This window comes from Siminovitchia sediminis (assembly GCF_042680885.1).
GTDB classification, from domain to species: domain Bacteria; phylum Bacillota; class Bacilli; order Bacillales; family Bacillaceae_C; genus Siminovitchia; species Siminovitchia sediminis.
The window spans coordinates 12,102-35,383 of sequence record NZ_JBHUEO010000012.1; the positions used below are offsets into that span (position 1 = coordinate 12,102).

The following is a 23,282-nucleotide window of genomic DNA, read 5'->3' on the forward strand; positions in this document are numbered from 1 at the left end:
CTTTTCAAGAGTTTCTCCGAGGTGTTTTCGGGAATTGATTAACAAACTCAATACCTGATGAATTTCGCTAATATTCGCAACCCCCTTCTATGTGAAAAACATATCAAAATACTTGCACTCATTCTTCGATTACCTAAATTAGGTATTACATAAATGGATCAGTAATATTATTCAATATTAGGTGAGTAAATGGATAATCTCACCAACTTATCTTTTATTAATTTAGGTTTACTTCCTTAGACTTAATTTATAGTTATTGTATTGAATTTTAAGAGTAAACTGAATGTATAAAATTACAATAATATATTGATATTTTGTTAAGTTTTACAAAAGCCTTATACTTATGCAGGTGCATGTTTGTAACTGCTAGACTAAATTGAACAGTATTTCTCAATAGAAATGAACACTTTCCGTCCATATCCCCTCCCACCAGTTAAACTGGAGAAATAGGTAGAACTGATGTAATGGAGGTTCGGGAATATGCTGAAATTAGAAATGATTGTAGATGGTACAGCCGAGTATAAAATTAAGAAAATAGCCGGAATAAAACTTTAGAGTTTCGACGTTTTCCAACTTGTAATAGATTTATAATCTATTACAGTCGGAGAGATAAATGAACTATGAAACAAGGGAAGAGGTATTCTGGATGATTCAAGATCTTTACAAAAAAGGATGGAGTATAACGGATATTGCGGAAGAAATGGGCGTCAGCTGGCCTACGGCAAAAAAATATACAAAAGAATTCCCAAGAAACAAACGCGGCCGAACAGAAAGAGCAAACTGGACCCGTATAAAGACTACATAAAACAACGAATTGAAGAAGGTACAACCAATTGCGAGGTCTTGTTTGATGAGCTGAAAGAAAGGGGCTATACAGGCAAAAAGACAATACTCAAGGACTTTATCCAGCCATATCGGAAAGCATCGGGGAAACAGGGTATTCCCAGATACGAGACCGATCCCGGTGAACAAGCTCAGGTGGACTGGATGGATTGCGGGATACAAGATATGGATGGAGTTTGGAAACGGACATACGGATTTATCATGACTATGAGCTTTTCAAGGAAACGCTTCCTCTGCTTCACCTTAGACATGAAAATGGATACCTTTTTACGATGTATGGTTAGAGCTTTCGAGTATTATGGAGGATTCCCCAGAAAAGTGCTGTTCGGCAATATGAAAACCGTAGTACAGCAACGGCTGAAGAAGAAAGTAGTCCTTACATCGGAATTTAATGATTTTGCCTTTTATTATGGATTTCAAGTGGATCTTTGTCAGCCCGGAAAGCCCCGGACCAAGGGAAAAGTAGAGAACTCGGTGAAATATGTGCGGTCCAACTTCCTGCAGCGGAAGCATGATTCTTCCCTGGAAGCCTGGAATCGGGACGCCCTTCACTGGCTGGAAACCGTGGCGAACGCAAAGCCGAATCAAACAACCGGGGTGCACCCGATGAGCGATTTAAAGAGGAAAGTGGCCAACTGCTCCCGATAGGAGAAATTCAGCCTTTTGTCGTTACGAAGTGGGATAAACGCCTAGTACATGATGGCTATACCTCAATCAAATAGAAAAAGTATTCTGTGCCTACCTACCCTTCATTAAAAGAAGTTCGGATTCGTTGGCTAGACAGGGAAACGATTGAGGTGTGGGACCACATCCGAAAAATCACGGAATATGAAGTTAATAAGGATCCACGAAAAACGTTTATTCACCGGCCTGAACATCTGCCAAAAATAAAAGGAACTCCTGACGAGGGGGATATGGGTTTGGCGACCTCCCCGCATGTTCAGAAAGCTCCTGAGGTAGAAGTCCGATCCCTCGACTATTATGAAAATCTGCAAGAGGAGGAATCAGCTTTATGCAAGCCTTAGATGACCTGCATGAACGATGTCTACAGTTTGGATGGAAGTCAGTGGCACAAGAACTTGACGCCATCTTGGAACAAGCTTCTGCCAAAAGTATAACATATGCGGAATTTTTAAGCACCATCCTGCATCATGAAGAGGATTCAAAGAAAGAGGCTTCCTGGAACCGCCGAATGAAGAAAGCCCGTTTCCCATTTGTGAAAACCTTACCCGAGTTTGATTTCGCAGTCCAGCCGAGTGTCAGTGAAAACCGTATTCAGGATCTGATCTCGCGTTCCTTCTACCGTGACGGGCACAATGTCATTCTCTTGGGGCCACCGGGGGTTGGAAAGACACACCTGGCGATAGCCATCGCTTTGGAGGTCATTGACCAAGGACAGACAGCCCTGTTCATCCGGGCCGACGACTTTATTGAAGCAGCCAAAAAAGCTGCGGAGGACAATCAGATCAAAAAATTTCTGCGGCAATATGCGAGGCCTACCGTCCTGATCATGGACGAGATTGGATATGCCCCTTTTGATTCAACAAGTGCCCAGATCTTATTCCAGATCGTTTCTAAGCGATATGAGGAAAGCTCCTTAATTATCACATCCAACAAATCGTACAGTGAATGGGGAGAAATGCTTGGCAGTCCTGTTCTGGCCACCGCCATTCTGGACAGGCTCCTTCACCATAGCTCTGTCTTCAATATCCGGGGAGACTCTTATCGACTGTAAGAAAAAATCCAGGCAGGTATAGTTCCTCAAAAAACAGACTGGGAAACCGCTCATAAACAAAATTTCGGCTATACTCTAAAAAAGTAAACCGGCTAAATTATAAAATTTTAAGTTGTCCTTGACAGTACAATGTGTCTTTTAAATTTCTTTCATTTATCACTTTGAATCACCGCTATTCAAGAATTTTATTGAATAGTTGAATTATGGCCGTAAATAATCTTCTTTTCAACAATTAAACCCGATCTCTTTTCATTTATTTATAACCGTATTCCCAGAAAAAGAAAAACACCCCAAAACGTTTATATATCAACGTTTCGGAGCATTTTCCATGGTGTCAATCTTAACCCAAATACATACAAAGACGTCCCAGGAGAGATTCGAACTCCCGACCTACAGATTAGAAGTCTGTTGCTCTATCCAGCTGAGCTACTGGGACCTGTTAATTTAACGGACATTTTTAATTATATGGCTGGCCCTTGGTAAAGTCAATAGTTTTTCCCAAATTATTATTGGTTCTTTACCTCACGGCCAGCCAAATGACCTGTTTTCTTGAAATGGCGCTTTTCTCTAAGTAATAACGTGAGGGGCAGAGCCAAAATTAAAGGAATTAGCGAAATGTAAAATACATCTCCGGCAGCCACAGCGGATGCGGATGAGGCGTCCATTCCTGCTTGAATGTGCTGATTGGACCTGTATGCCAGCAATCCTGAAAAAAGAGCGATCGACAAGGAGGCGATGCATTGGCGCGTCCAGTTATTCAGTGCTGAAGCATAACCGGCCAGATCTTTCGGGACCGCTGCCATGCCCACATTGATGATCGGCATATTACATAGAGCAATTCCCAAATATCTGATTGATGTCCAGATAATTACGTACAAAGCAGTTGTCTGAAGCGTCAGGTTTCCCATCATGAATGTTCCGACACCCATGACGATCAAGCCGGAAACGATCAGCGGTACAGGGCCGGTTTGGTTATACAGCCTTCCTGTAATCGGGGTAAAAAAGGCCATGACCATCGCTCCAGGAACCATGATGAGCCCTGTTTCTAACGCTCCCAGATCCAGGGAAGTCTGCAAGAAAATTGGAACAAGAAATGCACCCGCATACAAAGCAATGGACAGAACTGCGTTTAGAATTATTCCATATGCAAATTTCCGATGGGCGAACACGGAAAAATTCAATAGTGGAAACTCAATCTTCAACTCCCGTTTTACAAACAATGCAAGCAAAATGGATCCCAGCCCAATCATGGCAAGTGTTTTTTCATCTATCCAGCCCCATGTACCTGCTTGCGCAAAGGCGGTTAGCAGCAGAATGCTCCCTCCAAACGAAAAAACAAGGCCCCATAGATCAAAAGGAGTTTTTTCTCCTCGATCCGTATCCGGCAGAAATTTGATGGCCGCAGCCATAGCAATTGCCGCAACCGGGAGATTGAAGTAAAACAGCGCTCTCCAATCAAACAGATCAATCAGGAAGCCCGCTAAAACGGGGCCGACAGCGGGTGCAAGCGCCGAAGACATGCTCCAGAGACTCATTCCAAATGCCTGTCTGCTTCTGTCTACCGTTTGATAAATCAGCGTTAATGTAGCCGGCATAATAATGCCGCTGAATATCCCTTGCATCAACCGAGCTGTGATTAACATTTCAATCGAAATGGACAGTATACACATGACCGAAAAAATAAAAAAGCCGGATAATGCGGCAATATACACCCGTTTATAACCAAATCGGGCTCCAAACCAACCTGCTGCAGGTGCAGCCGCACCTGCAGCGAGCATAAATCCTGTGATCGTCCATTGCGCAGCCGGAAGCTGTGTGGAAAACTCTGCCATAAAGCCTGGTACTGCAATATTCGTAGTAGACGTATTTAAAATCGCAAGAAAGTTTCCGAGAAAAACAGCAGAGATGATCGACCAAAATGCCTTTTCACTGCCCCTTGCTTTGTGAATCACTTTTTCACCTGATTTCCGTCTGTTCTATTAGCCATTTTATCAAAGAATTGAAGAAATGGATATGTTTAGATCTCATGTTCAACTGCGAATTTTGAGATTCGAGGCCATTTCAGAAAACGGAAAACTGCGGCCTTTTTTGGTTTTGTCTCAGACGGATAGGAGATCCCTTTGCCACCGACGCAAGTGCAGTGAAGTGACAGGACATGGGAAAGCTCCGGCAGTAAACCATCGCACGAAGAAAAAGCGTTAGCTTTTAAGTATGTCCATATTCGAAGTACAGGCAGTACTTGTGAAAGCGAAGCGGCAGGAGGTCACCGTTCTGATCCTGCCAGAAACTAAAAGACTCCCCGGAAAGTTGGCGCCCAGCCAGGTTTTCATCACCTGTAAAGCTGCACCGCTCTTCCTATTCAATTCATAAATCCGCAATCAATGGTTCCAATTTATTCATGGCAGCCGCCCGGTGGCTCAATTCATTTTTCCGTTCAGGCGTCATTTCAGCCATCGTCTTCTTCTCTGACGGAACATAGAAAATGGGATCATAACCAAAGCCGCCGTCCCCTCGGCGTTCAAAAAGAATATAGCCTTCGCATGTTCCATAAACCGTCATCGTTTCAATTCCGGGGCCTGCTAAAGCAAGCGCACAGTAAAAGCGCCCGGTTCTGTTCTCTTTACTGACCCCTTCCAGTTCGTCGAGAACCTTATCGATATTGGCATCGTCATCTTTATCTGTTCCGGCATATCTTGCAGAATAAATACCGGGTCTTCCATCCAATGCATCGATCACCAACCCGGAATCGTCTGCAACGACATATGTATCAGCAGCTTTGGCAATCGCTTCAGCCTTGATCACTGCATTCTCTTCAAAAGTTGATCCTGTTTCTTCTATGTCAGGAGCATTTTGCACATCCAGCAATGTCTGAACTTTAAAGCCATATTTCTTAAACAATTGTTCAAATTCCTTGGCTTTTCCTTTATTTTTCGTAGCTATGATGATACTTTTCATAATCAACCTACACTTTCATTCAAACTTTATTCAGCTGCCGCTCCTATTTTCTGAGAGATTTCTCCGAGTACTTCTTTCTGCAAAGCCGTTAATTCCTTCATTCCTTTCTCAGCCGCTGCCAGCATCTCCTGCAGCTGGTGTGCTGTAAAAGTGGATTCCTCTCCCGTGCCCTGAAGTTCAACAAATTCACCGGAACCCGTCATTACCACATTCATATCCACCATGGCCGCACTATCTTCGATATAATTCAAATCAAGTATCACGCCTTCTTCTTCAATGATCCCTACGCTGGTGGCCGCAAGAAAATCTGTTACTGGGAAAGCGGGCAATTCTTTTTCCTCTGCCAGCTTGGCAATGGCCATGGTCATGGCTACAAACGCCCCGGTAATTGAAGCCGTTCTTGTCCCGCCATCTGCCTGAATGACGTCGCAGTCGATCCAGATGGTTCGTTCTCCTATTGCGGCCAGATCTACAACCGCACGAAGTGCACGGCCGATAAGACGCTGTATTTCCATTGTTCTTCCGGAGACTTTACCCTTGGAGGATTCCCTGATATTCCTTGTTCCAGTTGCTCTTGGCAGCATAGAATATTCTGCGGAGATCCATCCTTTACCTTCTCCTCTTAGAAATGGCGGCACTCTTTCTTCAATACTTGCCGTACATATCACCTTGGTATCACCGACTGTGATTAAGACGGAACCTTCAGGATGCTTTAAATAATCGGTCTCGATTTGTATATGTCTTAGTTCATCTGCTTGTCTGCCATCCACACGCAATGATTGTTCCTCCCTTAAAAAACAATAGAGACGGCATGACCTAAATGCCGTCCTCTTTATAGCTTATTTATAGTATAACAAATATTGGTTATTTAATAACTTCCTGTATTTACTTTTTCTGGACGAGTAACCGGTGCTGTCAGCGGCTCACCCTTTTCATTCGCCAATTCTGTTTTTCCATCGACCTGTACAGAGACACTCTCAATTCCCTCCTGCTCCGTTAAAGAAAGAACAAGGGATTGTAAAGCAGCATCCGTTATAATATTCTGTTCATCGCTGCCTAAGATCGATTCATTGAAATTCAAAGTTACCACACCATCTTTAATGGTCGGAGGCTCCAACAAACTTACATCTCCGGACAAACCGCTCACCAACCCGGCGGTCAGTCCAGGTCCTTCTGCCAACTCATGGACCACCGCTTCCACATCGTCTTCTATATTATTCGAAATGCGTTGTGTAACCGGGACATAGTATACATCGTCTCCTGCTTGTGACAGATAATATACCGTTAATGGGCGGGTATTTGTGATATCCGCTGTATCGGTATCAACCAGATTGATTCCGTCAGCCCGTGAAAGTCCTTCTTTACTGATCGGTGTTCCATTTACAGGCATCTCTTCCAATACATGGCCATTCATTCTCAGTTCAACTGTTTCCACAGAATCAAACTGAGTCAACGTCCAAGTGACAGCCTCCAAAATTCTTTTTTCATCATTACCATCATAAGTCGCAAACTCTTCGGAGAAGTCCACAATCGCTTTGCCGTCTTTTATATCTACATCCACTGTTGTACCAGCCGGAAGAACGGTTCTAAAGCCATTAGGCAGCATTTCCGTTACAGGTCCATCTGCGACAAGATATTCCAATGCCTGTTTAGCAGCACTGTCTGAAGCCGGAAGCGGCAATGTTTGAGATACAACCATCCCATTTCGATCAATCAAATACAGATCCCTCATCACGGTGCCAGCCTGTTCTTCCCCTTCTCCTGCTGTTTCCTGATCAGCGCCTTCTTTCTCAGGTGCTGCCTCCTGTTCGGCGCTTTCTTCCTCAGGAGCTGTCTCATCCGTTGTGGTTTCCAGGTTCTCCCCCTCTTTTAAATAAGTTACATCTTGAGGCGGATCGAGCTTCTCCTTTTCTTTTTCGAAAAGTCCGCAGCCTGATATGAACGCACTTGCTGCCAAAATCACAGCAACCGCGGCTATTTTCGCCCGTTTACACATTCGTACCCCTCCTAGAACAGTTTGTACTTCATGTATACGAGCTTTCCTACTCATTTAGACCGCTTGACCCTATCTTTTTGTTAGAAAAATAGAAGCCTGGAACTGGTATTCGTTTAAGTCCATATAAAAACTGCCGTTAAGGGACGTACTCCCTGTACGGCAGCTAGTTGTCAGCTGAATGTGTCAAATACCGGCCGAGCCTGACAGATTGAATATGAAGCTTCCGTTCTTTCAGCCAATCCGATGCAATTTGATGAAAAATATCTACTGAGCCTGTTGTAAAAAACCGATGGTCTGGCGGTTCTTTTTGAATACTGATGGTTTTGTTATAGTGAAGAATGGCACTGACTTCCCTCGCTGTTTCTTCCCCTGAGCTGATGACTTTAACACCCGGGCCCATCTCCTGTTTAATTAAGGGACCCAGCAGCGGGTAATGGGTACAGCCAAGAATCAGTGTGTCAATTTCACTCCCTTTAAGCGGCGTCAGCGTTTCCTTTACTACCTTTTGGGCAATGGCACTATGATATTGTGAGCTTTCCACAAGCGGTACAAATTTTGGACAAACGAGTTGAGTGACTTCCACCTTGTTTTTGATTTGGTGAAGCTCCCGTACATATGCTTCACTTTTTACCGTTCCCACTGTCCCCAGCACACCTACTCGATTATTTTGCGTTGTTTTGATGGCTGCACGGGCCCCCGGTGAAATGACACCGATGACCGGGATCTGCAGTTTTGATTTAATTTCCTCCAATACTACTGCAGTTGCTGTATTACAGGCTATGACGAGCATTTTCAAGTCATATTTCATTAGAAAGGAAGTCATTTCCCACGTATATTCTTTTACTTCATCTGCTGGCCTCGGCCCATACGGGCATCTGGCCGTATCTCCTACATAATAAATCGTTTCATTGGGGAGCTGGCGCATAATTTCTTTGGCCACGGTCAACCCGCCAATCCCTGAATCTATGACTCCTATTACTTGATTCAATACAAACGCCTCATTCTTTTTTCATTTCTCGATGCAGCTTCTCCAAGCTCTCCATAAGTATCATAGCTTCTTGTTCAGAAAAGTCTTGGAGAACATCCTGTAAGTATTCCTGTCGTTTTTGAATGACTTCATTAATAATGGTTTCGCCCTTACTTAATAAGTGTATGCGAACGACCCGCCGGTCTTTCGGGTCTTTTACCCTCTCAACCAGTTCTTTTTTCTCCATTCTGTCAATTAAATCGGTTGTTGTACTGCAAGCTAAGAACATTTTATTGGACAATTCCCCTATAGTCATGTCCCCTTCTTCAAAGAGCCATTGAAGACCGATAAACTGCGGAGGTGTGATTTCATAGTCCGTCAGTATTTCGCGTCCCTTTTGTTTGACAATCGCAGATATGTATCTTAGGTCTTTTTCTATTTCGGCTACCCATTCCTCATTGTGCCGGACACGCGGCCTACTCTGCATCATTTCCGAACAACTCCCCGTGTTCTTTTATATGCATTGTCACCTTTTTCCGGCAAAAAAACAAGAGGGAATTCTGTGAATTCCCTCTTGGATGCTGTGGTTTTACAGCAGGTGTAATGATTCTTTTATAAACGCCGGAATATCGTCAGGATTGCGGCTCGTTACCAGTTGGTTGGAGCAGACAACGACCTCTTGATCTTTGTATTGGGCTCCTGCATATTCCATATCCACTTTGATGGATGTATAACCGGTCGCTTGTCTGCCTTCGAGAGATTTCGCAGAAATAAGCAGCTGAGGTCCATGGCAGATGGCAAAAACCGGTTTCATGTCATCCATAAAAGTTTTTGTAAATTGTACAAACCGTTTATCGGCCCGAAGCTGATCCGGGGAAAATCCTCCCGGCAAAAATAATGCATCAAAATCTTTCGGATCTGCTTCATCAATCCCTTGATCAATTGGTACCGTGGCATTTCCCTGCTTGCCTTTCACGGTCTTTCCCGAATCTCTTTCAATAGTTATCACAGAGTGTCCTGCCTCTTCAAAGGCTTTTGCCGGCTCTGTAAATTCAACATCCTCAAACAAATCTGTGATCAGTACCGCGATTTTCTTGCCCACTCTATCAGCTCCCTTCAGTTCTACATTTCCCGCACCATTTGTCATAAAACGTACAATTTCAATTTTGAGTGACAAGTTACGCTAACTTCAGCTAACACTAGTTGGCGATTCATGTTACTATAAGAAAAGCGGAAAGCCTTAGGCAACAAGGACAAAATGAATGTTGAGGGAGTTCTTCGCTGCCCTGGAGAAGCCACTTTGTCGAATAGGCTTCATGCCGGGCTACTGAGGGCTGAACAACACTCTCATTTATATTGCGCAGAAGATCATTCTTCCTGGACTTCCTGCCTTGGAGCGTTATGACCTAAGGTGATGGCGCTTGACACTGGACAATATCATAAATCGTTTAACCAGAGAACTTGGACAAACTTCACACTATTCTTTTACTCGTGAAGAATATACTAGACTTGGACAACCGTTCAACGTAGATTTAATTGGAGACTGGAGTGGACTTGTTTTGGATACGAAAAGAGCATTGCCCATACTGTTTGCAGTCATGTTTTTTGTGATGGTTGGATTTGGCATTATCATTCCTGTCCTTCCTTTTTACGCAGAAGAACTGGGCGCTTCGCCGACAGAACTTGGGCTGCTGATGGCCGTTTATTCATTTATGCAATTACTTTTTGCACCTATGTGGGGAAGGATTTCCGATCGAATTGGCAGAAAGCCGGTCATGATGATCGGTATTTTCGGATTGGCGATTTCCTTTTTTATGATGGCTCTTTCATCTGAATTGTGGATGTTGTTTGCAGCAAGAATTATTGGCGGGTTCCTTTCTTCTGCCAATATGCCGACAGTCATGGCATACGTTGCAGATATCACTTCAGAAGAAGACCGTGGTAAAGGGATGGGCATCATTGGTGCGTCCATAGGACTGGGCTTTATATTCGGCCCTGCCATCGGGGGAATTTTTTCACAGAACAGTTTAAGTATGCCTTTTTACATAGCTGGTTTTTCTTCACTGCTTACCTTTGTTTTTGTCTTGCTGATGCTGAAAGAATCTCATCAGCCTGGAGAAAAAGGTGAACAGACTGCCAGGAGGGTGCCGCTTCATCAAGCGCTCCGCGGTCCCATCAGCATGTTGTATTTCTTACAATTATTCACATCCGTTTCATTAGCCGGGCTCGAAGCAACTTTTGCGTACTTCGCTGCCGAAACCGCCGGATTGAATACAGTTCAGCTGGGCTACCTGTTTATGATCATGGGTTTTGCCGGAGCCTTGGTACAAGGCGGGTTAGTTGGGAGGATGACCAAGAAATATGGGGAAGGAGCGGTGATTCAACTCGGCATCATCGTTTCTGCCATTGGCTTTGGTTTAATCCTTTTGGTAGACAGTTTCTTAACTGCTGCTATTTACCTGACGATTTTTGGGATCGGAAATGGAGTGATCCGTCCAAGCGTCTCTGCGCTATTGACAAAAAGAACCGCAGCAGGCTATGGAAGCACAACCGGATTACTGTCTTCCTTTGACTCATTTGGCCGGATTGTCGGACCGCCATTGGGGGGCTGGCTATTTTCCCAGGCCATCGGCTTGCCTTATATCATTGGGGCCATTCTTTCTATTTTTACATTCGTTTTGTATCAAATCTATCAAATGCAATCAAAAAGAGCACGTTCGGTGTAAATTGCTAATATCGGAGAAACGGCTGTTTTCTATGGCAGCCGTTTTCGTCATGATTCCTATTAAAATGCAAAAAAAGAGGAGAACCCCCTCTTTTTATTGCCCATTCATTTGATCCATAGTTATTTCTTGTGCATTTTCCAATGCCTCTTTTGGCACCTCGATGCTTTCTACTCCATTATAATTACTGTATGTTCCCCTTATATCCATCTGCATATTCACTTTCTGGCCTTCCACCTCGGTATCTGTATCAGTAACCATGTTCATCGCAGTTAAATAGAACGTTTCTTTATCAATGAACAGCTCATATTCCATCTTGTTAAATGTCATCGTACCCATCATGTTTTCTGTCTGCATTTCAGGCGGCAGCGTTTCTTTCACCTGGTCTTTTAAAAATTGGTCAAACTTCTCGCCAGATGCCTTTAAAGTAAGAATATAGTTCTTTTCATCCTGTTGAAAATCAAACTCATCAACAAATGGCTTGAGTTGCTCCAACTGTCCGGAAGGGTTCGTTTGGTTTTCAGACATTTGAAGGATTTGCCCGGATAATTCTTCCGGCAGCTTCACCCAGGCTTGCTGGTTTGGCTCATACATATAGAACCCATCTTTTGTCAAATAAGCTTCGATATTTTGCTCCTGTCCTTCAATAGACATCGTCATCTGTTGATGCAGTGCCATGGGATCAGCGATGAAAGCCAGAGAAATGTCCGAATTGATATCCTGCTTTTCGCCTTCAGCACTGATGGCCTGCTTCATGGTCATGTCACTTTCAAAACTATGAACATTTTTATTGGCTTCCTCGGTTTTCTTATATACTTCTTCTAGTGTAAGTTCCTCTTCTTGTTCCTTGGCCTCCGTCTCTTTAGTTTTTGTTGTGCTTTCACCTGATTGCTCTTGTTCCACCGGCTCCGCTGTCTGATTGCAGGCTGCTAGCATCAGCATAAGCATAGCTGCCAAAATCATCCATAATGTTTTTTTCATGAATAAAGTTCCTCTCCTCAAAAATTAATCAAGTGCTTAATGCTCTCATTGGTTATACGTATGAGAAGTCTAATAGTTTCGCACGTTTCATCATCAAGCCAAAAGACCTTCACGGCTGTACTCAGCATCAAGACTTTTTCTTCATGGCTCTTTCCCGACGTTCTTCAATCGCTTGGACAAGTTCTTCTGCAGAACACGCCAGATTGTATAACGGTATGTTTACCTGTGACGGCAGCAGTCCTTGATTTAAACGGGTAAACAACTTCTTCATTCCATTGGAACGGTCAATGATCAACTTTCGGTCAAGTGTAAATATGCCAAGGTACACCTGACCCGGGAAGCTTAGAAATTCAATCGCTTCAATTTCCTCCCATCTGACGAGGCCGGCACCAATAAAACTTGAATGGTCCATAATGCCTTCTTGCGTGACAACAACAGCCGGTTTCCTCTTTATAAGTACACAGATATAATACAGGAAACACAGCCCAAATACGATGCCAACGACGATTCCCAGGATCATCGGCAATAATGGTTCATTAAACGGGACTGCTGTAATGAATATACCCAACGCAGCAAAAACCAGACTTATAACAGCCAGTAGAACCATCCTGGCTTTCTTCGCATGACAATAAAAATCATTTTTCACCAAAATACCTCCTGCAGCATTCAAGCAGCCATCTTTCAGCTTAATCGTTTTGTTCCAAAAAATAAATCCTCCGAATGACCTACGGAGGATAGACATTTTTATTGTTTCCAATGAATTTGTGTAAACTTGCAGCCGCTTTTTGGCTTGGACGGCATGCTGACAAGACTGTAACTCAGATCCTGTTCAGGCATTTGATAGGTGATCTTGTTTAAAAGGAAATCTGCACATACTTTCATGGCTTCTATCGTTATTCCTTCCCCCGGACAACGGTGGCCTTCCACATAGCTGCCGCCTCCCTGCGGGATCAGTTGATATTTCTGGCTGTTCTCCTCCACTTTAAAACGTTCCGGATGAAACAATTCGGGATTATCCCACAACTCTGGGTCATGATTCGTACCGTACACATCTAACAAAGTCAGAGTATCTTTTTCAAAATCATAATTGCTCCATGTAAAATCTTTTTTTACCCGTGCTGTTACAAACGGAAAAAAAGGATAGAACCTGCGGATTTCCTGTACGAACCATTGGAGATATTGACCAGTGGGCTCTGAAGCAAGTTTCCCTTTTTCTTCAGGAAATTGCTCCAGGGCCAGTACAGTAAAACACATATAGATGGCGATTGCAGTTATGGGTCTTAGTATATTGAGGATCTCTACCGCTGCCGTATGCGGGTCTAACCGCTCACCTTCTACATCTTTATGCCAGGACATGGTGTATAGGGCTGTTTGCGGATCCGGAGACCATTCTCCCTCTCTCACCTTTTCAACAAGCTCTTTCATCCATGCCTCTAGTATATTGCGGTTGTGCCTTCCCTTCCAATGTTCGGGCCCTATGAGGGCAGGTGTTTCAAAAAGAGACGCCAGTTCATTTGTTCTTTTTTCCAGTTCTTCATCCGGTAATGGAACTCCTGCCCACTTGCAGGCTGTTTGGCATAAAATCTTTTTTGCTTCCTCATAAAAAACAATCTCGTCTTTCCCGGTCCATTCCTCCACCGCTTTTTTCCAATCAGTCCGGTGTATGTCTATAAACTTTTTTGTATTCTCTTCGGACATGAGAGACATGAACATTTCTTTCCGATTCAAATGCTGGTTATCATCCAGGGTTTGAACACCTTGTTTTCCAAACAATGTTTCCTGTACACGCTTTGGAGCTGCTCCTTTTCTTTTGAATTTTTCTTGGTCATAAAACAACTCTGCAGCGTTTTTTCCGCCCATACAAATTGCTTTTTGCCCTAGCAGGCGAGTTTCAAAAACATTTGATTGAAAGCTTTTCCGTCTGTTGAGGATATACATATATCCTTCCCTCATTAAAGAAACACTATGGTCCAATCCTTCTTCACGAGGCACGTCCTGTGATTCCGGCATATGTACAGTCTCCTTTTTTAAAAATATATCATAGGTTATATGTTCCCCAATCAGATGATGAAAAAACAATAAAGAAACATAAACATATGATCAAGTTTATGGACCGCAAAACAACATAAGATTCTTTACATTTTCAACAGACGGCTAAGAAAAATTTTAATTCCGGTTTCTTGCCAAGCATTCTGCTGCCTATGGAGCAGCCGGTGAAGCATTTTTTGAAGAAAGGCGTTTGCGATAAACTGCTTTGCTTAACGTAATGCTCAATTCATATAGAAGGAGTAAAGGAATAATAACCAAGACGTCAGAGATAAAATCTGGAGGTGTGATTAAAATAGATACAACAATCAATAGAAAGTATGAAATTTTCCTTGACTTTATAAGTTTGGCCGGATCAAGAACACCAATTCTTGTCAGAAACATAACCACAGCCGGCATTTCAAATAAACATCCAAATGGAACAACCAAGTTTAGCATGAACGTGAAGTACTTTTCAGCTGTAAAAAAGGTTTGAAATAAATCCCCGGTTAAATTGGATAAAAAGGAAAGCACCAATGGAAACAAGATAAAATATCCAAAGGCGATACCGGCGCAAAATAAGAAAAAAAGTCCCGGAATATACATTAGTGTTAATTTTTGTTCTTCCCTGGACAACGCCGGTTGAACAAATTTCCAAATTTCATAAGCAGCAACAGGAATAGTAACAGCCACCGCCATGACGCCTGCAATCATCATGTAGATCCGGATAATATCCCCAGGTCCGAGCAAGGCCAGCTTTCCATCCAGATCTTTCACCAGAAATTGATAAAGATCCTGGACAAATATAAAAGAAAATACAAAAGCCAAAACAAAAGCAATCAATATCACAATGATCCTTTTTCGCAATTCCTCTAAATGCCCAACCAAGTTCATCTGTTTTTGATCCATGTTAAAACTCCTTTAAACAGAAAGGTGCAACCAGTTATGGCCAGCACCTTCCTTCAATTTAACCCTTAGCTGCCCGTTTTTGTCTGAGACGTTTCAACTGCAGACAGCTTTTGATTTTCACCAGTTTTTCCTTCCTCTTCTCCGTTGACCAGATCATTCGTTGCTTTTTTAAATTCCTTTAATGTGCTGCCGGCTGCACGGCCAATCTCAGGCAATTTAGAAGGGCCAAAGATAATGAGCGCGATCACCTGAATAAGAATCAGACCTGGAATACCGATATTTGACAGCATATGTCCACCTCTTTATGAAAAATGTGATGTACTCGATTAAGCGATTGGGGCACCATGGCGTTCCAGTGCGGCAGCTTCCAATATGGACATCCCTTGCTCTTCTGCAGCAGCTGCAAGTTTGTCGGAAACAACTGGCCCAAGGTTTGCCGGAGGAGCAGAGAAACCCATCGCACGCTGGCGGGCTGAATTTCTGCGAGCAAATGGTCCCCAAATCGCAAATGTAATGCCGGGAGTTTGGATGTTGACGAAGAATGTGTTCCCATCCGGAGAAAATGTAGGACCGGCAAATTCAGAACCGTTCATTGTATTTTCAGCGAATGTGTACACATTGCCTTCCGGCGTCATCCCGATGATACGGTCAGTTCCTGGGCCGTCTTCTGCAATCCACAGGTCGCCCCATGGTGTCATGCAGATGTTATCAGGCATTTCAAGATCGTTTTGATCTGTAGATTCATAAAATAGTTCTAACGTATTCGTGGAAGGGTGATAACGATAAACCCGGCCAAGGTTGCCTGTCCCTGCATTTGTATCATCAAACCAGAAAACTCCGGCAGAAAAGAATGCACCTTCAAGGCGGCTAAACTGAATGCAGCCTTTATCTTTTGCGTCTTGCTGTGCACGCTCGGGATTTACTTCTCTCCAAATAACCCCGTATCTTTTACCTGTGTTAAAGGTGCTGGCTTGAGAAGCCGGAAGCTCTTCAATCGCTACTGCTTCAAGCTTTCCGCCCTTTTGAAGAGAACCGAGCTTTTGACTGCGGTCATTTGGGGTAAAGCGGTAAAGAAAGCTTGGACTGGAATCTTCCGTCAAGTACCAGATACCCGTTGCCGGGTCAACGGCACATGCTTCATGAGAAAAATAACCCATATCACGGATCGGCGTTTTAGACATTTCATTTTCAGGATCCAGCGGATTCACTTCAAACACAAATCCGTGTCCCAACTCGCGTGTTTCTTCACAAGTCAGCCATGTTCCCCAAGTGGTTGCACCGCCTGCACAGTTGCGGATCGTTCCGGAACTGGTGACATACTCTTTAATGACTTCACGATTAGGAGCAACAACCATTGCTGTTGTTCCTCCTGCAGCGCCTTTGCTCCAAGGATTTTTCCCATTTACCGGATATTGGGAGTTCGTGCTGTTTTCATGGTTACGAACCAGGATCGTTGTGTTTTTCTCTCCCTTATATGCTGCCATCCCATCTAGCATGGCTGGTACCAAATCTCCGTTTGTCATTTGATCGCCGGTTCTGGAAATAATTTTGTAATGAAAACCTCTTGGAAGATCAAGTATTCCATTTGGATCTTTGACGAGCGGACCATAGCCGCCAAAACCTCTATTACCTTTTGGAGCTGCAGCCGCTGTTGATGCCTGGCTTAATGATAAAAGTCCGGCCGACCCCAGCGCCACAGCCAATGTGCTCATTCCGCCAACTTTCAAAAATTCCCTTCTGTTCAGTCCGGTATTGTCAGATTTCATCCATCCAACCCCCAAGTTTGTATAATAGACTGCCAGAGCAATCTTCATGTCTAAAATTAACAATCCAGATTAAACCTTTGGTTGAGTTTATGTAATAAAATGGTTAACCGGATCAAAACAGGGCGAAAGTTGGGGAGTTATGGAAAAAAGTATAGTTAGTATCACCCATTTTTGTTTTATTTTGAAACAAAATGAACAAAACGAGCACACCATTGATTCCATGGTCTTATTCCCGTTCTTTCAAAATATGAAAAAAATGTAAAATTTGCATAAACCATGTAAAATATATTTAAAAAGACCTCTCCTTTTAAGAGCAGGTCTTTTGCCATTCCATTGATTGCCGCTTCGTCATACTGATTTACACTTTGTTTTTAACAGGAAACTTAAATTTGAGCCTTCCTCTATCTATCCGCAAGATTGCATCAAACGATTTTCCTTTTTTGCTTTTGAATCCTTTAAGAACCCCGGTTTCCCCTGTCACCAGCAACTTTTTCACCATTTCTCCGCTTAATTTTTTTCCGCAGATAAACTTGGGAAGGGTGAATTTGCAGCCCTCCTGATAAGCAGTGCATCCGTAAAACTTACCCTTATCCAGCACCTTTCCTTTTCCGCAAAAAGGACAAGATCCTGCCGCTGTTTGATCCTGCATATCTTTGATGGATTCTTGTATTCGTCCGACATGGTTCGGTGCATTCTCCATCAGGGATTGGATGAATTTTTCAATATGCCCAAGAAAGACATCCTGCGATCCTTGAGATCGCCCAATTTTGCTTAAACATTTCTCCCACTTTCCGGTCATCTCTGCACTGGACAACAAAGTTCCTTCTACTGCCTGACAAAGAATTTCACCTTTTCTCGTTACGCGTACAATGTTCTTTTTTACTTGAATATATTGTTGGTGTTTTAAAGTTTCAATGATGCCTGCACGAGTGGCTTCTGTTCCAATTCCCTCGGTTTTACTCAGCATCTCTTTGGCTTCTGCATCTTCGATATCTTTTCCTGCACTTTTCATCATTTGGATCAATGTTCCTTCTGTAAATGGTTTGGGAGGCTGCGTCATGCCTTCTTTCAATTTTACTTCTACCAGACATGACTCACCTTCAGACATGACGGGAAGATTGTCATTTTCTCCTTTTTTGCCATTCCTATTTTTCTCCTCTTTCGGAAATAACGCCTTCCATCCTTTGTTCAGCTCCACCTTCCCTGTTCTTTCAAATATCATCCCATTTATCTGAACCTGCACTTTGGTTTCTTCATACTCATAATCAGGTGCAAACATAGCCAAAGTCGTTAAAAGGACTTCACGATATATATTCTGTTCTTTGACAGACATGGTTTGCAGATTTCGCACTTGCTTTGTCGGAATAATCGCGTAATGTTCCTGCACTTTGCTATCATCCACAAATCTTTTTTGAGCATGAGGATAAGCTGTCTCCAACTGGACGCCAGCACAGTTTTGATATGCTGGAAGATGCTTTTTTAAATAGGAAAATTCATTTTTCGTTATAAAATGCGTGTCCGTCCGCGGATAACTGATCAGCTTTTTCTCGTATAACCCCTGGGCGATTTTAAGGGTTTCAGAAGGGCTGTATTTCCAGAGTTTATTGGCTTTTGCCTGTAAAGTGGAGAGTGAGTGTAATCGGGGAGATTTGTTTTTCTTGCGTGCTTTTTTGATTCGGTGTATGACTCCCTTGTTTTCCCCTTCATGGACGTTGTGTTTTTGCAATCGTTGCCGCGCTTCTTCCTCTGTTTGGAATTTCTCCTGATATTTTGCCTGAAAACTTCCGTTCTCTACCTTTGTATCTCCGATCCATTCATAGAAAGGCTTGGGCTGAAAGTTTTCAATCGCTTGCTGACGTTGGTAGATTAAGTAAAGGGTTGGTGTCTGTACCCGTCCAACGCTAAAAGGGCCGCGCACTCCTTTTTGCTGCAACAGCAAAGTATACAGTCTGGAGGCATTCATGCCGACCAGCCAATCGCTATACTGCCTGGTCTGCGCTTCATGGTACAATGGAATAGTTTGGCGGCCTTCTTTTAGATTTCGAAATCCTTTTTGTATTTCATCCTCTTCCAATGAATTGATCCATAGCCTTTTCGTTGGTTTATGAGCCGCTCCCGAAAGCATGATCATACTCCTGGCAATATTTTCTCCTTCCCGGTCACAATCCGTAGCCACAATAATTTCTGTTGCCGAGTGCAGCAGCTTTTTTACTACATTGAACTGTTTTCTTTTGTCTTTGGCCACCTGAAACTTAAATGTTTCCGGGATGATCGGAAGGGTCGATAATGACCATTTTTTCCAATCGCCTTTATAATGTTCCGGCTCTACCAGTTCAATTAAATGGCCAAACCCCCACGTGATAAAAGCCTTTTGCTGAAAATATCGGCTGTCATTCACTTCAATATATCCGTCTTTTCGGGCGATATTTCGGAAAGCATCGGCATAAGCCCGTCCCTGGCTCGGCTTTTCGGCTAAAATAACGATCCCCATGTGAGCTCCCCTTTTCAAATATTCTTCCGGAGTCATGATTTTTCCTTGTTCACTTCTCCGGTAGATCTTAACAGTTTAAGTATATTTATTATAAACGAACATTTGTTCGCCCGCAATCAGAATTGCCCATCTACATGGAATTTTCAATTTCTTATATCGAAAACCCCTATCTTCACGAGATCTGTTCATCCATTAAGTTCCTTTTCCTACCTGCATTTTTTCGTACACATTCATTATCCGCAGGAAAATGCACTTTTTCTTGCAAAACTATATTCATTTTTATGTATTTATGACATAATTATTTCATATAAGCTTGAAAGGATAGTTTCTATGATACCTATTGAACTGATTTGTCACGAAATGAAACGATTAACCGATGAGTATTACTCATGCGAAAACCCTGAAATTAAAGTTTTAATTTTCGATGATATAAAACTTTTAAGCAAAGCGCTTTTTCTTAGTGATCTTCCTGATAAATAATATCCCATTCCTGTACTCCACTTGCTCAATCTATATCAGAAATTGAAAAAAGGCAAACTGCAGTACACAGCAGTTCGCCTGTTTTTAATACCTGTTTATTTTTTATCTTCAAATTCTGCTCTCGATCCGTCTTTAAAAGTGAGTTCCAGCTCAAATTTTTTGTAATTGGACTCTAATGAAAATGCATCTAATGCATGTTGAATCGCATCTTCCTTACTTGTCTGCCCGTCGACCGTCAGCTTTTCAACGTTCGGAAAAATGTTATTAAATGCCTCTTGTCCGTTCACACGGAGATCATTGATCTCATCTTCCAATTCTGCTTCCACACCTCTGTTTTGATCGTTTTCCAGGCTTGCTTCGAATTCTTGACCACCATCATATTCGACAGATAACTCAAAATCTGTATAATTCAGTGCATCCATTTTAGCCTGCGATTCTTCAGATACAACGTTCTTGCTTGTTGCTGAATCGTTTGTATTGTTATGGTTTGTTGCTGTATCATCGGAATGGATATTGTCTTGATCATCAGCATTATGGTCTACTTGGCCTTCGTTATTTGAAACATCAGTCCCCTGAGTATTCTCTGTATCATTATTGCTTGTGCCGCAGGCTGCTAAAGTGAAAGCTAACCATAAAACAGCTGTTAAATATACAACTTGCCTCATATGTATCCTCCCAGTTTGATTAGTTTATACGTCAGCTTCCCCTTCAGAATCAATGATTAAATCAACCAAACTTGATAGATAAAAAATGAATTTATTCACATTATTATTACTCTATATGTATGCCATTCCGCATTAGAATAGGATTTGGCACCTCCATAAATAAAGCCGGATTTCATTATCCGGCCTTTACATTATGAATGGCGTGAGGTATATGGACATTGTGGATGGTTAATTCAGGCCTGCTGCCTATTCTGATGTTGATACCAGTTTGTCCAAGCCCTTCACTGATATAAAATCGTTTCTCTTTGTAGGTATGCAAACCTTTGACCATATTCATTTTAACCAGCTTACCCATTTTCACAAGATGATATGGTTTCGGCCAATGAATTTGTCCTCCGTGAAAATGCCCGGAGAGCATGTAATCAAAGTGATAGTCATTCATGGACAGAACAACGTTGGGATCATGTGTAATTACCAGATTATATCCTTCTTTAACTCCATCATAGGATTCCTTCAAATTGCTCCGGTTCGTACTGAAATCATCAATTCCAATAATGTTTAAACGGACCCCTTCCATATCAATCTGATCGTTTTCATTTCGCAATAGCTTGACATCATTATCAGTGAAAATATCCTTTAGCTGCTTTAAGTCTTCTTTACGCAATACATAGTCATGATTGCCAAATACCGCGTACATACCAAAGGCCGGATTTAGAGATTTAAACACTTGTAAATACGGCAACAGCTTCGGGATACTTCGCTTTCTATCCAGAAAATCGCCGGTCAAAGCAATCAAATCAATCGATTGCATTTTCAGCTTCTCATATAATTGTTCTGGAGATATTGAAATATTTTCAAGATGCAAGTCAGAAATATGCAATACCCGCAGGGGGCTGTTATTTTTTGTTTTCAAACCATTTTCACATGTAAGATCTATATGATTCATGATTACTGATCGAGTATTTTTATTTCCTACATATATAAATAAACTCAAAGCTAACAATATTAGCAGTACAGTCATCACTCTTTTTCCCCCTTCTCCTATTCATTATACGTGGAAAGCGGGAGAGTTGTAACCAGAAATATATGGATGGAATCTCAATCGCCTAAGCAGAAGTGCTGGCACTCCGGCGTTACTGTGTCGCATTTTTAGAGCCATATGATGTATGTTTAGAATTACCGATCATTTCCCCCGGCAAGTGGTTTTTTGAATAGTGAACCGCTTAATGGTTGAACGGTAGTCTAAAAACAGAATACCCAGCCAAGAAAAAACAATAATTTCGGTTATTGAAATATGCCTTTCGGTCTGGACAAAGGATAGTATTCTTGTCTACTCAACACCTATTTCTTTTTTTGACGAAATAAGTCAACGGATTTATATCCAAGGGACAGAATCTCAACCATTTGAGCTTGTCGTTTTTCAAGGGTTTTTTGTTGCTTGGCTGAAAAGATATAACGAGCCCAATCCTTTTGGTAACCTGGCGTTAATTCCTGATAAAATTTCAATTCATTTGGATGATCTGCCAGTAGTTGTTCTATATCTTTTACATGATCCTCATAATCTGCCATACGTTGACTGGCAGCTGCAGACTTTTTTACTTTTTCTCGTTTCAACCCAACAACCGTAAATACACCGTCCATACTAACCATCCTGGAGAATTTTACATCGCTATTTCCCACATACCCATCTTCCGTTACTTTCATCGCCGGAAAAATATCATCTCTATGCACGAATGTTTGATATCGTTTGTTTCCTTTTTTAGGATAAGCAAAAAACAGGTATCCTTTTTCAATCAATTGTCCTTCCTTGATTATACGCTCTGTGAAATTGACCATCTCTTCCAATGTTTCAACAAAAATAAATATAGCATCATGTTCTTTGGATAAAGAAGTCTGGTACCCATTGAATAAGTCATAGTCACTCGGCTGATTTAAAACGGCCATATTTTTATACTTGGCAAGATGTAATTTATCAATAATTGTCATTATGTTCTCCTTTATTTTTTTCTGTTTACAAGAATGGTTCTTTCATGACTTTCCAACTCTATCCTCCATCAGCCAAAGAACTTTGCTGGAAAGGCTATAGCAAACATGGCTTGTTGAAAGTTCTGGATAATAATATTTTTTAAAATGACTGACTACGTGCCTGACTTCTCCAAATACCCCTTTAACGCATCCAAATCTTTTGCACAGGCTTTCTTAAAGGAACCAACGATCAGCTTCCCCAAAAATTTTGACAATCCAGTAAGCCCCCTGATCTCAACCATGAAGTGTAATTTCCGAGTGTTCTCCTGATGAGGCAATGAGGTATGTAAAAATATATTCGCCTTTCCCGGTTGTTCCTTTTGTTCCATCACAGCGGAGAACAATTTTCTCGGGTTCCTGCAGTTCGACAACCTCAAAATGTTCAGCAGCCTCTTTTCCAAACATCTTTCTGGTTTCCTTCCACTCGCTTCCTGTTCTAAGAGGCCCTTCACCCAGCCGCTCCATTTGTACTAATCCTTGCATCCAATTGGCAGCTGCATCAAGATCAAGTAAACTTTTGTATGCTTTCTGCTGAGATACTTGGATCGAGCGTCTCACTTCAAATTGAATACTCACGTTCCTTGCCTCCTTCAATACAGTTTAATGATATGAACTCCGGATGATTGATTTGAAATGCTTTTAATATACATTGTAACTTAGGTTTGAACAGGATGGAGGACGTTTTTAGGTAAAGTATCCAAAATGTCGTGAAGACATTTGT

The 23,282-nt window shown here is 42.2% G+C and carries 23 protein-coding genes and 1 tRNA gene; 5 read left to right on the top strand and 19 right to left on the bottom strand.

Translation table 11 applies throughout. The features are described 5' to 3' along the window. Positions 1–646 precede the first annotated feature (646 nt). From ACFSCZ_RS05935 to istB, 4 genes are all read left to right on the top strand, one after another. Positions 647–805 carry a helix-turn-helix domain-containing protein gene (locus ACFSCZ_RS05935; protein WP_380772988.1) on the top strand — a complete coding sequence of 53 codons (159 nt, stop codon included), beginning with the start codon at positions 647–649 and terminating at the stop codon, positions 803–805. Beyond that, positions 742–1,491, top strand: a complete 750-nt coding sequence (gene istA, locus ACFSCZ_RS05940; protein ID WP_380772989.1) for an IS21 family transposase — start codon at positions 742–744, stop codon at positions 1,489–1,491. Before ACFSCZ_RS05935 ends, istA begins: the two co-directional genes overlap by 64 nt. 86 nt (positions 1,492–1,577) lie before the next feature. Further along, a complete protein-coding gene (locus ACFSCZ_RS05945) occupies positions 1,578–1,868 on the top strand; it encodes a hypothetical protein (RefSeq protein ID WP_380772888.1) in 291 nt (96 codons plus the stop codon). Then, a complete protein-coding gene (gene istB / locus ACFSCZ_RS05950) occupies positions 1,856–2,578 on the top strand; it encodes an IS21-like element helper ATPase IstB (RefSeq protein ID WP_380772889.1) in 723 nt (240 codons plus the stop codon). The genes ACFSCZ_RS05945 and istB overlap by 13 nt, the downstream gene beginning before the upstream one ends. A gap of 362 nt (positions 2,579–2,940) precedes the next feature. Here the strand turns inward: istB and ACFSCZ_RS05955 are convergent. The 8 genes from ACFSCZ_RS05955 to ACFSCZ_RS05990 all read right to left on the bottom strand — a co-directional run bounded on the left by ACFSCZ_RS05955 (position 2,941) and on the right by ACFSCZ_RS05990 (position 9,598). Continuing rightward, a tRNA-Arg gene (locus tag ACFSCZ_RS05955) sits at positions 2,941–3,014 on the bottom strand. Between the two features lie 70 nt (positions 3,015–3,084). Continuing rightward, positions 3,085–4,530, bottom strand: coding sequence for a DHA2 family efflux MFS transporter permease subunit (locus tag ACFSCZ_RS05960; RefSeq protein WP_380772891.1), 1,446 nt, complete (start codon positions 4,528–4,530; stop codon positions 3,085–3,087). A gap of 412 nt (positions 4,531–4,942) precedes the next feature. After that, a complete protein-coding gene (locus ACFSCZ_RS05965) occupies positions 4,943–5,533 on the bottom strand; it encodes an XTP/dITP diphosphatase (RefSeq protein WP_380772892.1) in 591 nt (196 codons plus the stop codon). A 26-nt stretch (positions 5,534–5,559) separates the two neighbouring features. Then, complete coding sequence (gene rph, locus ACFSCZ_RS05970; RefSeq protein WP_380772893.1) at positions 5,560–6,309, bottom strand: ribonuclease PH; 750 nt, start codon at positions 6,307–6,309, stop codon at positions 5,560–5,562. A 92-nt stretch (positions 6,310–6,401) separates the two neighbouring features. Beyond that, complete coding sequence (locus ACFSCZ_RS05975; protein ID WP_380772894.1) at positions 6,402–7,529, bottom strand: GerMN domain-containing protein; 1,128 nt, start codon at positions 7,527–7,529, stop codon at positions 6,402–6,404. Between the two features lie 163 nt (positions 7,530–7,692). Further along, on the bottom strand, positions 7,693–8,517 hold the full coding sequence (gene racE / locus ACFSCZ_RS05980; protein WP_380772895.1) for a glutamate racemase: 825 nt from the start codon (positions 8,515–8,517) through the stop codon (positions 7,693–7,695). A gap of 10 nt (positions 8,518–8,527) precedes the next feature. Beyond that, positions 8,528–8,986 (bottom strand): MarR family winged helix-turn-helix transcriptional regulator, encoded by a 459-nt coding sequence (locus ACFSCZ_RS05985; RefSeq protein WP_380772896.1) that lies wholly within the window; start codon positions 8,984–8,986, stop codon positions 8,528–8,530. A 99-nt stretch (positions 8,987–9,085) separates the two neighbouring features. After that, entirely contained in the window at positions 9,086–9,598 is a 513-nt protein-coding gene (locus ACFSCZ_RS05990) for a type 1 glutamine amidotransferase domain-containing protein (RefSeq protein ID WP_380772990.1), read from the bottom strand. Between the two features lie 457 nt (positions 9,599–10,055). Between ACFSCZ_RS05990 and ACFSCZ_RS05995 the strand changes: the two genes are divergently transcribed. Further along, positions 10,056–11,222, top strand: a complete 1,167-nt coding sequence (locus ACFSCZ_RS05995; protein WP_380772991.1) for an MFS transporter — start codon at positions 10,056–10,058, stop codon at positions 11,220–11,222. Positions 11,223–11,315: 93 nt separating this feature from the next. Here the strand turns inward: ACFSCZ_RS05995 and ACFSCZ_RS06000 are convergent, their stop codons facing one another. From ACFSCZ_RS06000 to ACFSCZ_RS06050, 11 genes are all read right to left on the bottom strand, one after another. Continuing rightward, the gene (locus ACFSCZ_RS06000) at positions 11,316–12,200 is read right to left on the bottom strand and encodes a DUF6612 family protein (protein WP_380772897.1); all 885 of its coding nucleotides are present in this window, start codon (positions 12,198–12,200) and stop codon (positions 11,316–11,318) included. Positions 12,201–12,327: 127 nt separating this feature from the next. Continuing rightward, complete coding sequence (locus ACFSCZ_RS06005) at positions 12,328–12,846, bottom strand: STM3941 family protein (protein ID WP_380772898.1); 519 nt, start codon at positions 12,844–12,846, stop codon at positions 12,328–12,330. Positions 12,847–12,944: 98 nt separating this feature from the next. After that, on the bottom strand, positions 12,945–14,210 hold the full coding sequence (locus ACFSCZ_RS06010; RefSeq protein ID WP_380772899.1) for a cytochrome P450: 1,266 nt from the start codon (positions 14,208–14,210) through the stop codon (positions 12,945–12,947). A 189-nt stretch (positions 14,211–14,399) separates the two neighbouring features. After that, positions 14,400–15,134, bottom strand: coding sequence for a twin-arginine translocase subunit TatC (gene tatC, locus ACFSCZ_RS06015; RefSeq protein ID WP_380772900.1), 735 nt, complete (start codon positions 15,132–15,134; stop codon positions 14,400–14,402). A 65-nt stretch (positions 15,135–15,199) separates the two neighbouring features. Further along, positions 15,200–15,424: a twin-arginine translocase TatA/TatE family subunit gene (locus ACFSCZ_RS06020; protein WP_380772901.1), complete on the bottom strand. Its 225-nt coding sequence runs from the start codon at positions 15,422–15,424 to the stop codon at positions 15,200–15,202. 36 nt (positions 15,425–15,460) lie between these two features. Further along, positions 15,461–16,900, bottom strand: a complete 1,440-nt coding sequence (locus ACFSCZ_RS06025) for an alkaline phosphatase PhoX (RefSeq protein ID WP_380772902.1) — start codon at positions 16,898–16,900, stop codon at positions 15,461–15,463. Between the two features lie 358 nt (positions 16,901–17,258). After that, positions 17,259–19,391, bottom strand: coding sequence for a type IA DNA topoisomerase (locus tag ACFSCZ_RS06030; protein WP_380772903.1), 2,133 nt, complete (start codon positions 19,389–19,391; stop codon positions 17,259–17,261). 575 nt (positions 19,392–19,966) lie between these two features. Next, positions 19,967–20,536 carry a YusW family protein gene (locus tag ACFSCZ_RS06035; protein ID WP_380772904.1) on the bottom strand — a complete coding sequence of 190 codons (570 nt, stop codon included), beginning with the start codon at positions 20,534–20,536 and terminating at the stop codon, positions 19,967–19,969. A gap of 175 nt (positions 20,537–20,711) precedes the next feature. Further along, positions 20,712–21,560, bottom strand: a complete 849-nt coding sequence (locus tag ACFSCZ_RS06040; RefSeq protein WP_380772905.1) for a metallophosphoesterase — start codon at positions 21,558–21,560, stop codon at positions 20,712–20,714. A gap of 317 nt (positions 21,561–21,877) precedes the next feature. After that, complete coding sequence (locus tag ACFSCZ_RS06045) at positions 21,878–22,522, bottom strand: YdeI/OmpD-associated family protein (protein WP_380772906.1); 645 nt, start codon at positions 22,520–22,522, stop codon at positions 21,878–21,880. A gap of 273 nt (positions 22,523–22,795) precedes the next feature. Then, complete coding sequence (locus ACFSCZ_RS06050; protein WP_380772907.1) at positions 22,796–23,137, bottom strand: SRPBCC family protein; 342 nt, start codon at positions 23,135–23,137, stop codon at positions 22,796–22,798. Between the last annotated feature and the right edge of the window lie 145 nt (positions 23,138–23,282).

Bases quoted from the DNA above. Each gene is read 5' to 3' on its own strand.
- ACFSCZ_RS06045 (WP_380772906.1), bottom strand. From the start codon at position 22,522: ATGACAATTATTGATAAATTACATCTTGCCAAGTATAAAAATATGGCC.
- ACFSCZ_RS05985 (WP_380772896.1), bottom strand. From the start codon at position 8,986: ATGATGCAGAGTAGGCCGCGTGTCCGGCACAATGAGGAATGGGTAGCC.
- ACFSCZ_RS05965 (WP_380772892.1), bottom strand. From the start codon at position 5,533: ATGAAAAGTATCATCATAGCTACGAAAAATAAAGGAAAAGCCAAGGAA.
- ACFSCZ_RS06035 (WP_380772904.1), bottom strand. From the start codon at position 20,536: ATGAGGCAAGTTGTATATTTAACAGCTGTTTTATGGTTAGCTTTCACT.
- tatC (WP_380772900.1), bottom strand. From the start codon at position 15,134: ATGGATCAAAAACAGATGAACTTGGTTGGGCATTTAGAGGAATTGCGA.
- ACFSCZ_RS05975 (WP_380772894.1), bottom strand. From the start codon at position 7,529: ATGTGTAAACGGGCGAAAATAGCCGCGGTTGCTGTGATTTTGGCAGCA.
- ACFSCZ_RS05935 (WP_380772988.1), top strand. From the start codon at position 647: ATGATTCAAGATCTTTACAAAAAAGGATGGAGTATAACGGATATTGCG.
- ACFSCZ_RS06030 (WP_380772903.1), bottom strand. From the start codon at position 19,391: ATGGGGATCGTTATTTTAGCCGAAAAGCCGAGCCAGGGACGGGCTTAT.
- ACFSCZ_RS06000 (WP_380772897.1), bottom strand. From the start codon at position 12,200: ATGAAAAAAACATTATGGATGATTTTGGCAGCTATGCTTATGCTGATG.
- ACFSCZ_RS06020 (WP_380772901.1), bottom strand. From the start codon at position 15,424: ATGCTGTCAAATATCGGTATTCCAGGTCTGATTCTTATTCAGGTGATC.
- ACFSCZ_RS06010 (WP_380772899.1), bottom strand. From the start codon at position 14,210: ATGCCGGAATCACAGGACGTGCCTCGTGAAGAAGGATTGGACCATAGT.
- istB (WP_380772889.1), top strand. From the start codon at position 1,856: ATGCAAGCCTTAGATGACCTGCATGAACGATGTCTACAGTTTGGATGG.
- ACFSCZ_RS06025 (WP_380772902.1), bottom strand. From the start codon at position 16,900: ATGAAATCTGACAATACCGGACTGAACAGAAGGGAATTTTTGAAAGTT.